The 12,694-nt window shown below is 55.5% G+C and carries 15 protein-coding genes; 4 read left to right on the top strand and 11 right to left on the bottom strand.

Annotated elements, in window-relative coordinates:
- Positions 1–15 precede the first annotated feature (15 nt).
- A complete protein-coding gene (locus LG52_RS04175; protein ID WP_033010523.1) occupies positions 16–585 on the top strand; it encodes a manganese catalase family protein in 570 nt (189 codons plus the stop codon).
- A gap of 27 nt (positions 586–612) precedes the next feature.
- Here the strand turns inward: LG52_RS04175 and LG52_RS04170 are convergent, their stop codons facing one another.
- The 5 genes from LG52_RS04170 to LG52_RS04150 form a co-directional block, all read right to left on the bottom strand.
- Positions 613–1,059 (bottom strand): YpbF family protein, encoded by a 447-nt coding sequence (locus LG52_RS04170; RefSeq protein WP_020754064.1) that lies wholly within the window; start codon positions 1,057–1,059, stop codon positions 613–615.
- A gap of 110 nt (positions 1,060–1,169) precedes the next feature.
- Complete coding sequence (locus LG52_RS04165) at positions 1,170–1,676, bottom strand: LysM peptidoglycan-binding domain-containing protein (RefSeq protein ID WP_033010522.1); 507 nt, start codon at positions 1,674–1,676, stop codon at positions 1,170–1,172.
- Between the two features lie 4 nt (positions 1,677–1,680).
- Positions 1,681–2,268: a CPBP family intramembrane glutamic endopeptidase gene (locus LG52_RS04160; protein ID WP_033013974.1), complete on the bottom strand. Its 588-nt coding sequence runs from the start codon at positions 2,266–2,268 to the stop codon at positions 1,681–1,683.
- Complete coding sequence (locus tag LG52_RS04155) at positions 2,252–3,775, bottom strand: RecQ family ATP-dependent DNA helicase (RefSeq protein ID WP_044730989.1); 1,524 nt, start codon at positions 3,773–3,775, stop codon at positions 2,252–2,254. Before LG52_RS04155 ends, LG52_RS04160 begins: the two co-directional genes overlap by 17 nt.
- Positions 3,763–4,809, bottom strand: coding sequence for a helix-turn-helix domain-containing protein (locus tag LG52_RS04150; protein WP_044730988.1), 1,047 nt, complete (start codon positions 4,807–4,809; stop codon positions 3,763–3,765). The genes LG52_RS04155 and LG52_RS04150 overlap by 13 nt, the downstream gene beginning before the upstream one ends.
- A gap of 253 nt (positions 4,810–5,062) precedes the next feature.
- Between LG52_RS04150 and LG52_RS04145 the strand changes: the two genes are divergently transcribed.
- The 3 genes from LG52_RS04145 to serA all read left to right on the top strand — a co-directional run bounded on the left by LG52_RS04145 (position 5,063) and on the right by serA (position 7,785).
- On the top strand, positions 5,063–5,311 hold the full coding sequence (locus LG52_RS04145; RefSeq protein WP_011231729.1) for a ferredoxin: 249 nt from the start codon (positions 5,063–5,065) through the stop codon (positions 5,309–5,311).
- Positions 5,312–5,486: 175 nt separating this feature from the next.
- Positions 5,487–5,990 (top strand): inorganic diphosphatase, encoded by a 504-nt coding sequence (locus LG52_RS04140; protein WP_011231730.1) that lies wholly within the window; start codon positions 5,487–5,489, stop codon positions 5,988–5,990.
- A 220-nt stretch (positions 5,991–6,210) separates the two neighbouring features.
- Positions 6,211–7,785 (top strand): phosphoglycerate dehydrogenase, encoded by a 1,575-nt coding sequence (gene serA, locus LG52_RS04135; protein WP_044730987.1) that lies wholly within the window; start codon positions 6,211–6,213, stop codon positions 7,783–7,785.
- Positions 7,786–8,053: 268 nt separating this feature from the next.
- Here serA and LG52_RS04130 read toward each other — a convergent pair whose 3' ends face one another.
- The 6 genes from LG52_RS04130 to LG52_RS04105 form a co-directional block, all read right to left on the bottom strand.
- Positions 8,054–8,866, bottom strand: coding sequence for a histidinol-phosphatase (locus LG52_RS04130; RefSeq protein WP_044730986.1), 813 nt, complete (start codon positions 8,864–8,866; stop codon positions 8,054–8,056).
- A 308-nt stretch (positions 8,867–9,174) separates the two neighbouring features.
- On the bottom strand, positions 9,175–10,269 hold the full coding sequence (locus LG52_RS04125) for a GerMN domain-containing protein (protein ID WP_044730985.1): 1,095 nt from the start codon (positions 10,267–10,269) through the stop codon (positions 9,175–9,177).
- The gene (gene sigX / locus LG52_RS04120; protein ID WP_044730984.1) at positions 10,247–10,792 is read right to left on the bottom strand and encodes an RNA polymerase sigma factor SigX; all 546 of its coding nucleotides are present in this window, start codon (positions 10,790–10,792) and stop codon (positions 10,247–10,249) included. Before sigX ends, LG52_RS04125 begins: the two co-directional genes overlap by 23 nt.
- A gap of 114 nt (positions 10,793–10,906) precedes the next feature.
- Positions 10,907–11,623: an AIR synthase related protein gene (locus tag LG52_RS04115; protein WP_044730983.1), complete on the bottom strand. Its 717-nt coding sequence runs from the start codon at positions 11,621–11,623 to the stop codon at positions 10,907–10,909.
- A complete protein-coding gene (locus tag LG52_RS04110) occupies positions 11,616–12,104 on the bottom strand; it encodes an ECF transporter S component (protein WP_044730982.1) in 489 nt (162 codons plus the stop codon). The genes LG52_RS04115 and LG52_RS04110 overlap by 8 nt, the downstream gene beginning before the upstream one ends.
- Positions 12,101–12,679 carry a cob(I)yrinic acid a,c-diamide adenosyltransferase gene (locus LG52_RS04105; protein WP_044730981.1) on the bottom strand — a complete coding sequence of 193 codons (579 nt, stop codon included), beginning with the start codon at positions 12,677–12,679 and terminating at the stop codon, positions 12,101–12,103. Before LG52_RS04105 ends, LG52_RS04110 begins: the two co-directional genes overlap by 4 nt.
- Positions 12,680–12,694: the final 15 nt, after the last annotated feature.

Raw genomic sequence — 12,694 nt, 5'->3', positions numbered from 1 at the left:
AAGGAGGAACGGATCATGTGGATTTATGAAAAAAAACTGCAATACCCGGTTCGCGTCAGCACGTGCAACCCGCGATTGGCGAAGTATTTAATCGAACAGTACGGCGGGGCGGACGGAGAGCTGGCGGCGGCGCTCCGTTACCTAAACCAGCGTTATACGCTGCCCCCGAAAGTGATCGGGCTGCTTAACGACATCGGCACCGAAGAACTCGCTCATTTGGAAATGATCGCGACAATGGTGTACAAACTGACGAAAGACGCGACGCCGGAGCAGCTGAAAGAAGCCGGCCTTGAGCCTCATTACGTCGATCATGAGCGCGCCCTCTTTTACCATAACGCCGCCGGCAACCCGTTTACGGCGACGTATATTCAAGCAAAAGGCGACCCCATCACCGACTTGTACGAAGACATCGCCGCTGAAGAGAAAGCGCGCGCCACCTACCAATGGATCATCAACATGAGCGACGATCCGGATTTAAACGATGGGCTCCGCTTTTTGCGCGAGCGGGAAATCATTCATGCGCAGCGATTCCGCGAAGCAGTGGAAATTTTGAAAGAAGAGCGCAACCAGAAAAAAATATTCTAAACAAAGCACAGCTGGATGGGCCCCCATTCAGCTGTTTTCATAATATAGGTTGATGTCGTACTCCCGCTTCAGCCATTCAAACAGCCGGTGACGCCCATTCCATTGTTCTTCATTTTTCCATAAATCGATGCTTTTCTGGATAATTTCGCAACGGAGGGCATGAAAGTCGTCTTCCGCCTTTTCACTTTTTCCTTTATAATAAACAGCCAGCCAATACACCGTACATAACAGGAGCAAGATGAAAATGTGGGCCGGGGCGGCAAAAAACCAGGCGAATCGTTCGCTCCACGCCGTGATCGCTGCAGCGTTGGCAATGATATAAAGAAGGAACGCGGCCAAGCCGGCCAACGCGGCCGCCTGCAAAAGCGTCGACCGCTTTTCAAGCCGCTCCCATTTTTTCTTTTTTTCAATGACGGCAAGCAACATTTCTTTTGTCACTTCATCGAGGGAAAATTCATCCGGAAACCGGGTCATGGCGCTCTCCCCCTTGTCCGTATTCTATTGTCCATCATATGCGGGCAACAGACAGATTAGAACAAAGGGGAACGCGCGCGGCCATTTTTTCGGCCGGCGGGCGCAACCGCTTATTCCGTCTGAGCGGGGAACGGAATGCGCAGCGTTTGCCCCGGCTCGAGCCGGCTCGTTGACAAGCCGTTTTCTTTTTTGATGATCTCCATGGCGGCAGGCGTGCCGTAATATTTCATCGCAATGCTATAGAGCGTTTCGTTCGCCGCCACCACATGGGTGATGGTCTGCGCGTCGGATTCGCTTTTTGCCCCGTCACCCGCGGCGCGCTTCGGCTCTGATGTTTGTTCCGCCTTCGCGCCATCTTCTTGAATAATGCGCACCGTCTCCCGGCTGCCGCTTTCTTCATGGCGGACGACTGTGACCGTTCCAGGCTTTGACTGGGCATAGTAAACAGCCGTCACCGCAGCCGGCAGCGTTAAAAACAAAAACGCGAGCAAACGGACGGGAATGTATTTTCGTTTTTGCTCCTCTTTTTGCCGCCGCCGTTTTAGGCGCGATGGCGGCGCCCCCGCGCTTGACGCCGGGCGTTTTTTCCGCGCCAGGCGCCCCGATGCCTCTTCCATCGCTTCACTCCCTTTCTTCCTCTGCCCCCCGTTTGAACCGAACATGTAAGGCAAGCACAAAATCGATCAAAAAGTGAGCGGTGATGGCGGCCCATAAGCTGTCAGTCTGCTCGTAAAGGACGCCGAGAAAGAGACTGAGCAGCACGACGACCATAAACAAAAACCATTTTTCCAAATACCGGACGTGCAGCACGGCAAAAATGGCGCTTGCCGCCCAGAGCCCCCAATGCGTCTGCACAATGCCGCGAAACAGCCATTCTTCCGTCACCGCAATGAGCGCACATAAAAAAAAGAGATGCGGAATCGAGCGGCCGCGGAATATTTTTTCATTGACGCCGCCGTCATCATGCCAATCGTCCGGCAAATAGCGCATCGCCAAAAACTCGGCAGCGAGCACGAACGCCGCCCCGCCGGCTCCGTACACGAGCACATCGCGCAGCTCAAACTGCCAAAGCCGACGCCACTCCTCCCGAGCAAATAAAAACAGCGAGCTGCCGCCGGCCAAAAGCAGCAGCAACCCTTGCGTGATATAAAGATGGATGAGCACTTCGCGGTCTGTCATCTGTTTGATTTGTTCACTTTGCCGCCTCATCGCGCCGCCTCCCGCCAAAAAACATATGCCATAGCTCCTCGCGCCAAGGCCGGACGGGCGCCGGCTCGGGACGGCGGCCGTCCGCCATGAAACGGTCCGTCTCCAGGCCGCAGTTGTCGCAGCAAGCATCCGGTTTGTCCGATAGCTCCTCCCCGAACGCGCGGACAATCGCCGCGCGCCGGCATGAAGAGGCGTGCACCCATTCCTCCATTTCGCGCAATTTTTTTCGCTTCCAACGCCGCCGCGCCTCGATGGCAGCGGCCATCCCTTCATACAGCCGCTCCTTCGCCGCGGCCGTCAGCTGTTCGGGCGCCGCTGTTTGTCCCCATTCTAAAAAGTACGCCAACAGCCGTTTTTGTATGTCCGTAAATCCGCCGGCATCAACCATAGCGCGCCATCCACCGCCGACGGCGTCTTCCGGCAGCCGCCGGCACCACTCGCGGAGCGCAGCCGAGTCGGGAAGCTCCGCTTCGGCGACCGCCTGGGCGATCGCCCGGTCGCCGTCCGCGTAAAACAATACCGCAAGGCTTGGCGCCCCGTCACGCCCGGCGCGCCCGATTTCCTGCACATACGCCTCAAGCTGGGCCGGCATATGAAAGTGAAGCACAAAACGGACGTTTCCTTTGTCCACCCCCATGCCGAACGCGCTTGTGCAACAAACGATGTCGAGCTCGTCATATAAAAACTGCTGCTGCACAAGCAGCCGTTGTTCCCCATCCATGCCGGCGTGGTAATAGGCGACCCGTCCCGCCCCGTTTTGCGCCAGCCGGCGCGCCATTTCTTCAGCCCACTGCCGGCTTGAAAAGTACACGATCCCCGGTCCTCGGAGCCGTTTCGCGCATTCGGCCAAGCGCGCAGCTTTGTCCTCAACCGATAAGCAATGTTCCACCGCCAAGGCGATGTTCGGGCGGTCGACGGAATAAATATGGCGGCGCGTCCGCTCCATCCCGAGCGTGCGGATGATGTCCTCCTGCACTTCCGGCGTAGCCGTCGCCGTCAGCGCCAGACACGGCGGCGAACCGAGCGCATGGCGGACCGCTCCGAGCTTCAAAAAGTCCGGGCGAAAATCATAACCCCACTGTGAAATGCAATGCGCCTCATCGACGACAAACAACGAAACACGAGCGCGCCGGAGCGCCGCCAAAAACGTTTCAGATTGCAGCATTTCCGGTGAGGCATAAATAAAGCGAAAATCTGGAAGCGAGGCGAGGGCTTGCCATTTTTCTTCCGCATCGAGCAAACTATGGAACGCGACAACGCGCTTTTCACCGCGCCGGCGCAGCTGCTCGACTTGATCTTCCATTAAGGAGACGAGCGGCGAGACAATGAGCACGCTCCCCGGGAGGAAATACGCCGGCAGCTGATAGCAAAGCGATTTGCCGCTTCCAGTCGGCAGCATCGCCAGCACATCGCGCCCGCTGAGCACGTCTTCGATCACATCGCGCTGTCCGGGCCGAAACGACGCGTGCCCGAACCGCTCATGCAATGTTTTCGTTAATTCATCCAACGTCCCACTTCCTTTGCCAACACGAGCCGAATTTCAAAATAACTCGCTATTCCGCCAAGCGCCTCGCGAATACGCTTCAGCTTGCGCGTCCCGAGCGCCCGCGCCGCGGCCTGGATCGCCGCCGCCCTTTCAGCGGCGACAAACGGGGCGATCGAAAAATCGGGCACATTGGCGGCCAACTCGACGACATGATCCTCGATTGTACTTTTTTTCAAGCGCCGAAGGGCGGCGATTTCGTCGATCGTCTTTCCTTTTTGCAGCCATTCGTACGTTTTTTGCGCCGATTGTGTCAGCACCGCCGGCGCCAGCCCGCTCATCAATTCGGCCATCATCGGAGCGCGTCCAGCCTCAGCTTCCGCCATGATGTAATGAAGCACGTTGCGGAATTGAAACTGCACGTAGAGCGCGTCCTTTTGCAAATGGGCCGCGATTTGCTCCATCGTCCAACCGATGCGGACCGCGCTCGTCAAACGCAGCGTAAAGATCGCCGCCGCCTCTTCCGAAACCGCTTCAAGCAGCCGGATGAGCTCTTGATACAGCGTCTCGGCCAACATTTGGCGCGATCCTTTTGCAAGCAAATATTGCTTCACCCATTGAAGCGTCCGCTCGTCGCGGCAAATCGGTGCAAAACGCCGCCCATAGACGAGGTTTGACAATGTCTGCCCGATCAAGGAAAGACGCTGCCAAAACAGCGGTTCCGCCTCATGATAGCGCCAGCCGTTCAGATGGCAGGGGAAAAGCGCCGCTTGCTCAGCAAGCCATTCTTCTCCTGCCGCGGTCAATGTGTATGTCCGCTGTTTCGCGGATAAAGCGAGCCGTTGTTCGACAAGCGCCATTGCCGCCTCCTCGAGCGCCGCCATCGTCACATTCTTCCATGTGCCAAACAGCGGCTCAAGCTGAAACCATTTGCTGTCTTGGAGCGTCTGCGCCGATTTTTTTCCCGAAAATAAATGGTATACCGCCGCCAGCGTCCGTTCGCCGTTGAAGCGGTGCAAGCAATGGGCAAGCAAAAATGGGGCATAGCCATGCCGCATCCTTTGTTCCTCCCTCGCCTCTATTGTAGCAAAAATCACCCGACTGATCGGCAGAAAAAAATCGATCGGTTGACAGTTCCGCCATATGATAACAAAATTAAATAAGATGCATATGTGTAAAAATACAAGAGAGCGATTTTTTTGTTGAAAAGCCCGCCGTACGGTCTTATTATAAAAGTGAAAGTTCATTTCCGAGCAGGCAACACGGAGATGGCCCGTCCGTTTCCAATAAACTTGGGGAGGTTCGATTTTTATGCCAAAGTATACGATTGTGGATAAAGAGACTTGCATCGCCTGCGGAGCCTGCGGCGCCGCCGCTCCGGACATTTACGACTACGACGAGGACGGCATTGCCTACGTCACCCTTGATGACAACCAAGGCATCGTCGAAGTTCCGGAGATTTTGATTGACGATATGATGGACGCCTTCGAAGGCTGTCCGACTGAGTCGATTAAAGTCGCTGACGAGCCTTTTGACGGCGATCCGAATAAATTTGACTAACATTCCCCCTCTTGCCTCATCGGCATGAGGGTTTTTTGATGCAAGCGTGAAAAAATGGCATTTCACAAGTGGCGCATCTTGGGCGAACGTGCTACAATAAGATTGGCTTGTCCGCCGCTCCTGCTAGGGTGGACAAGTTTTCATGCATACATAACCAACAAAGGAGGAACGGGTTATGGCATTCGAAAATAAAATTGTCGAAGCGTTTATCGAGATTCCAACCGGCAGCCAAAACAAATACGAATTCGACAAAGAGCGGGGCATTTTCAAGCTCGACCGCGTCTTATATTCCCCGATGTTTTATCCGGCTGAATACGGCTACTTGCAAAATACGTTGGCGCTGGATGGCGACCCGCTCGACATTTTGGTCATCACGACCAACCCGACGTTTCCGGGCTGCGTCATCGACACGCGCGTCATCGGCTATTTGAACATGGTCGACAGCGGCGAAGAAGACGCGAAATTGATCGGCGTTCCGGTCGAAGATCCGCGCTTTGACGAAGTGCGCTCGATTGAAGACCTCCCGCAGCACAAACTGAAAGAAATCGCTCACTTTTTTGAACGCTATAAAGACTTGCAAGGGAAACGGACGGAAATCGGCACATGGGAAGGGCCGGAAGCAGCCGCCAAATTGATCGACGAATGCATCGCCCGCTACAATGAACAGAAAAACAAGTAATCCGCTCAACATATCAGCGCGTTACGCGTTGTTTTCGTTTCCGAACAATTTCGCCCATATCGTTTGATATGGGCGTTTTTCTTTTTCAAAACCCGAACATTCCCGATCAAAAAAAACGTTTTCATTGGTATGACTTCTTTTCTCCCCATTGACAGAAACCGCTTTCGCATGTTAAATTATCAGAAATTTAACATCCTTGAAACAGAAAGGGGCACCCACTGTGTTTCGCGTACTCGTTTCCGACGCCATCAGTGAAGAAGGTTTGGCGCCGCTCTGCGCATCGGCGCAGATCAACATCGTACAAAAGAAAGTAAACGAAGCGGAAGAGGAATTGCACACCTTTGACGCTTTGCTCGTGCGCAGCGCCACCAAAGTGACGGAAGAACTATTGGAAAAAATGCCAAACTTAAAAATTATCGGCCGCGCCGGGGTGGGCGTCGACAACATTGATGTCGATGCAGCGACGAAACGCGGCATCGTCGTCATTAACGCGCCGAACGGCAATACGATTTCGGCCGCTGAGCATACCTTTGCCATGATGGCCGCCCTCGTCCGACGCATCCCGCAGGCGCACATTTCCGTCAAATCGCGGGAGTGGAACCGCTCGGCGTTTGTCGGCAACGAGCTGTTTGGCAAAAAATTGGGCATCATCGGCTTCGGCCGCATCGGTTCGGAAGTCGCCAAACGGGCGCGCGCCTTTGGCATGAGCGTGCACGTGTACGACCCATTTTTAACGAAAGAACGCGCCGAAAAACTCGGCGTCTCGATTCACTCGCTTGACGAAGTGCTGGCCGTGGCTGACATCATCACCGTTCATACGCCGCTCACGAAAGAAACGCGTGGGTTGCTTGGCACAGAAAACTTGGCGAAAACGAAAAAGGGCGTCTATTTGATCAACTGCGCCCGCGGCGGCATCATCGACGAACAGGCACTCATCCCGTTCTTGGAAAGCGGACATGTCGCCGGCGTCGCCCTCGACGTCTTTGAACAAGAGCCGCCAGGGGATCACCCGCTTTTAGCGTTTGACAATGTGATCGTCACGCCGCATTTAGGGGCGTCGACCGTCGAAGCGCAGCTGAACGTCGCCACCCAAGTCGCGGAAGAGCTGCTCCACTTTTTTGAAGGACGGCCAGTCACCTCATCGATCAACTTGCCGGCGTTGTCGAAAGATGTCTATGAAAAAATTCAAGCATTCTATCATTTAGGCCGGAAGCTCGGCTTGATCGCATCGCAGTTTATGAACATCCCGGTGCAAGAGCTATCGGTCACCTACGCCGGCACGGTCGCTGATCTGGAGACGACGTACATCACCCGCAGCCTGCTCGCCGGCTTCCTGCGGCCGCGCGTCGCCTCAACCGTCAACGAGGTGAACGCCGCCATGGTCGCCAAAGAGCGCGGCATCACATACGGCGAAAAATTTTCCGATGAAACGCACGGCTATGCGAACTGCATTTCGCTCACCGTCCATGGCGAAAACAAAACGTTCACGATCAAAGGAACGCACGTGCCAAACTACGGCGACCGCATCGTCCATTTTGACGGCGTCGCCATCGACTTTGCCCCGGAAGGCCATCTCCTGTATATCCAGCACCAAGACCGGCCGGGGATGATCGGCAAAGTCGGGAACGTGCTTGGGGCGCACGATGTCAACATCGCCACCATGCAAGTCGGCCGCCAAGAAGCGGGGGGCAAGGCGATGATGATCTTATCGCTTGACAAACCGGTCGATGATGAAGTATTGCAGGTGTTGGCGCAAATTGATGACATCGAAACGGTGAAACGGCTCGAAGCATAATCACCCGCTTCTGCGGGCGGATCATACCGAAACGCAGGCCTTCCCAGAAAGGAGCCTGCGTTTTTCAGTCGAGCAAGCCCCACAGCAGCCATTCGCATCGTATAGTTCCCTCTTGCGAAAAGGCGGTGATGAAATGGGGCTGACCCAAAAGGTTGTTTTTCCTTAAACACAACATATCGTTTCTTAATGATTGTTTTATGCCTACATACAGTAATAAGAAAGGGTGTCCCGATCCTTTTGGGACACCCTCGTGCTTTGTCAGTTCCATTCAGCCGAGCGGCACCGCCTTCCGCTCGCCTTTCGAGAACGTCATCAGCTCGGTATAGCCGACACTGCGGGCGAGTTCGACCGCCTTGTCAAAGTCGGCGCCGACGTGCTCAGGCACGTGCGCGTCGGACGACAACACAATCGGAATGCCTTTGTCATAGCACATTTTCAACAGGCGCGGATCCGGATACAGTTCGCCGACCGGCTTGCGCAGCCCGGCGGTGCTGATTTCGACGCACGTTTTCGAATTGGCGAGCGCTGTGGTCGCCCGGTCGTATTGTTCAAGCAAAAATTCCTCATCTTCCGGGACGTATTTAAAAATTTTCACCAAATCGAGGTGGCCGATAATGTCAAACAAATTCGACTCGGCGAATGTCACGACTTGATCGAAATATTTGCGGTATGTATCGTACAAATCGCGCCGTTCCCACTCGTGGCGATATTCGACTAAGTCGATGCCGAAATCATCGACCCAATGGATCGAACCGATGACATAGTCAAACTCGTATGAACGGATGAAGGCGGCCATTTCCTCGTGTTTGCCCGGTGTATAGTCCATTTCAATCGACATTTTCACATCGATGCCCGCATCCCACGCTTCGTGGAACAACCGGACGTAATCGGCCATATCGTAGCAGCGGCGCGCCTCGACCCACGGATTTGACAAAATGTTTTTCGTTTGATAGAAATGGTACGCGTGCTCGGAAATGCCGAAATGCTGAATGCCTTTTTTGGCCGCTGCATCCGTGAACTGGCGCAAATAATCAAGCGTCAACGCCCCTCGTTCCAAATGGTTATGGTAATCGGTCAACATCGGTGTTTCTCCTCTCCTGCTGTTTTTCTCATTATAACGCATTACCGCAAGAAAGGACAACCGTTTTGCGAATATTCATCCAATCATCCGTTGGCGCCGACAAGAAACAACAGTCCGACGCATACCGCCACACCAGCCACCGCCAAGAGGCGTCTCATCACATCGCCCATTTCCATCCCTCCTTGCCTATGTCGCGCCATATATGTCTTATGTCAAAACGAACGCCGATAGAACGGCCTCGCGTCGACATTAACAAAAATGTAACAAAATGATGCCGTCTAAAAACAGCTAAGAGCTCACGCTGGCGGCTACGGGCCGGTTGCCAGCAGCGCGGCGTTCGGTCCGGCCGGCACGTTGATCGGCTTCCCAAGCGGATACGGGCCAAGAGTCGATAACCCGCTCGACTCGAATGTGACATCAAGCAGCCCAAACTCTTTCGCCGTCAGCAGCACGGCCTCCGCCATGCTCGCCGCTTCTTCCGCGCTTGGCCGAGCGGACAAATGAAGCCGGACCGTCGCATGGCGCGCATCGACATCGACCGAATCAACTTCCACCCCTGGTGGAATGGCCGGCTCAAGCCCGTGGATCGCCGATTTTTTCATCTGCTGCAGCGCCTCAGGAAACGAGCGGGCGCTGCCTGGCGCCGGGATGAGCACCGTATAGCCGAAGGAGGAGGAGCGGTTTTGATAATACATTCGCTTCTGCTCGTTGATCTTTGTTGTTTTGAGACGACCAAACACCGGCAAATCGAGCCCTTCCTCCTCCCCAGTGAAAAAGCGGATGCTTCGCCCGCCCATCTGCCGCACTGTTTCCATGACCGCTTCGAAAAAGAGGCGTTGTTCCTCATGGCTGGCGGCAAACACGCGATGGCTCGCTGGAACGCGAACAACCCATATGCGCCCATCGCCTGCCGCCGGGGCCATCTTCACACCGTCGAGCCACGCGGACGCCTCACGCAACGGGGAACGGGAAAGCTCACTCAGCGCCGCGGACAGCCGTTCTGCCGGCGCAAAGCGGCCAGGAAGGGGAACAACCACTGGCACCACTTGGCCGATTCGCTCATCGGGCAAGGCAATAACCACTGCATTCTCCGGTTCGCTGGCGGCCATTATCGCTTTTGGGTGAGAGGAAGCGCCATCCGCCTGCAACGTCTGAACAGGGGATGAGAAAGCCTCGTTTTTGTCCGAACGTGTTGGCACGATGAAATGCGGACCGGCATAAACCGCCGATGCAAGCACGGCCGCCGATGCAATCGCTGGGAGCCAACGCCGCTTCCAGCGCGCCATCCGCTGAGCGCGCACCAGCCGGACGTACACTTCTTCTTTCGTGCGCCGGTCTTTGATGACGGGCAACTGTTCAAGGCCATGCTCAATGCATCGCTCATTCCAATTGAGCTTTTTCACACCGCCACCCCTCCTGTTTTGCCTCTTCCTCCATATATTGCTTGAGCGCCTTTAGTGCGCGGTGCTGCGTTGTTTTCACTTTGCTTTCCGTCCAGCCGAGCGCTTCCGCCGTTTCCGCGATCGACAGCGACTGGATGAATCGTAGGACGAGCACAAGCCGCTGATCAATCGTGCAACGTGCCAAACCACGGTACATAAGCTGAATCTCCTCTTTTTGAATCGCTATCTCCTCAGGAATCGGCTCGTCGGCGCCGATTTGTTCCTCGCTCCATTCCACCGAACCAGCCCATTGGCGTCGGCGTTTTTGCTTGCGGAAAAAATCTATGGCCACATGGCGCGCAATGGACAGCAGCCACGTTTTTTCGCTGCACTGCCCTTTAAATCGTTTGTATGAGCGCAGCACTCTGACGTACACTTCCTGAACCAAATCTTCGGCCTGCTCTCGATTCCGCACCATGTAGAATAAAAAATTAAACAAATCATGATGGTACTTTTCATACAACTGTTCAAAGACGGGGTCCATCGCTTCTCTCCCCCTATCTCCCCCATGGACCACGACAAAAAAATCCCATTATCTTCATGATAACGGGTCCGAGCTAAAAAGGGAATGATTTTTTTCACCAAAAGCAGCCGGCTTTTACCACTCGACGTGCAGTGGAAAAAAGAGAGAGCCGGCTTGCTTTTTGATTTCACGTTCGCCATCCGGATCGTAACTGACAAGAACGGACGTCGCCGGGCCGCCGGAGGCAAACAGCGGAAGCGGGCAGGCGCAGGACCGCCATTGGCGGCCGTTAGCAGTCAACAGCTGCGTCCATTCGTAGTAAATGCCTTTGGAACCGACCGGGATCAACTCGTAAATGTATGGAGAAGCTAGGAGTTCAACAAACAGCGACAGCGGCGCGACCCATTGGGAATGCGCCAGCACGGCCGGGCCGACGAGCGGACGGCCGATGACGGCAAACTTTGCCGCATCCGGCGTCACGCCGATCCGCTTCCGTCCGGCCGACACAAGCCCGATCGCTGTTACCCCAAGCGCTGACTGCTCGGTGGGAAAATTCGATTCCGTGCTGCCGGTGATAGGGAGATCGATCCCCAGCTCGCGGCACGCTCGCCTGATGCCGCGGCAAAGCGCTTCCCACCGGTCATCGGCGATGAAGTTTTGCAGCACGACGGCTTTCGCTTCCGCCCCAATGCTTAACAATTCCATTAAAGCGACGCGGACGGCAAAATACGCCACGACGTCCACCGGAGCGGACACGGCGTCAGCCGGCTTGTCCCCGACCGCCGCTGAACCGTCGGCGGCAATGGCGAGCTCCATGCCGTCAGCAAACGGAAGAAAAAGCACATCACGCATGCGGCGCCCCCACCCCTGCCTTTGCCGCTAGGCGTATGACAGCCGGCATGATAGCCATCGCGATCAACACGTTGACCGCGGCGGCGGCCGAAAGCGGCGGAATGACGGCAAAAACAAACGGCCAGCCGAACGAAACGACAAGCGGCAGCGGCGCCAAAAACGCATTGCCGATGAAAAATACGACAGCGCTGCCTAGTTTCCATCCCCGCCGATGCAACACGGCAAACAACGCGCCAAGCCCCGCCATTTCAAGAGCGACAAACCAATGAACCGGGCCGAGCGGAAAACCGCCGATCAACGCCGAAACTAAATGCCCCAGCCCAGCGATGGCCGCTCCGGCGCGCGGGCCAAGCACAGCAGCGGCGACAAGCGCCGGCGCGCTGTCCAAAGCGATGCTGCCGACAAACGTCGGCAGCTTAATAAACGATCCGATGACAGAAAGCGCCAAACAAACAGCTATCCAAGCGAATCGGCGGGTCATTGCTTCTCCTCCTTGTCACGGAACACAATGGCGCTCCGTTCATACTCGATGTCCTTCACCCCTAAACGAGCGTTCACAACCCGAGCAGCGGCAAACAGATAATCGGACAGGCGGTTCATATATTTGAGCACGACATCGTTGATCGACTCCGCTTTTTGCAAGGAAACGATGCACCGCTCCGCCCGTCTCGTCACCGTGCGCGCCATATGGAGCGCCGCAGCCGCCTTGGAGCCGCCCGGCAAAATGAATTTTTGCAATGGCGGCGCCTCTTGCATGTATGCATCAATGCGCTCTTCTAAAAATGTGACCATCTCCTCGTTCGCTTTATACGGCAGCTTGCCGTTGACGATGGCCAGATCGCCGCCGCAGTCAAACAGCTCGTGCTGGATTTTTTGCAGTTCGGCGCAAAGGTCGCGAAACCGCTCATCGCCTGAAAGCAGCGCAAGCGCCCAACCGATGAACGAATTCGCCTCGTCAATCGTCCCGTACGCCTCGACGCGCAAATGGTCTTTGTCCACGCGCCCGCCGACTAAACTCGTTTTCCCTTGGTCTCCGGTCCGCGTATACAATTTCATATTTTCCTCTCCCCC

Source organism: Geobacillus kaustophilus (assembly GCF_000948285.1).
GTDB classification, from domain to species: Bacteria; Bacillota; Bacilli; order Bacillales; family Anoxybacillaceae; genus Geobacillus; species Geobacillus thermoleovorans_A.
This window is presented reverse-complemented; position numbering and strand designations above follow the sequence as displayed.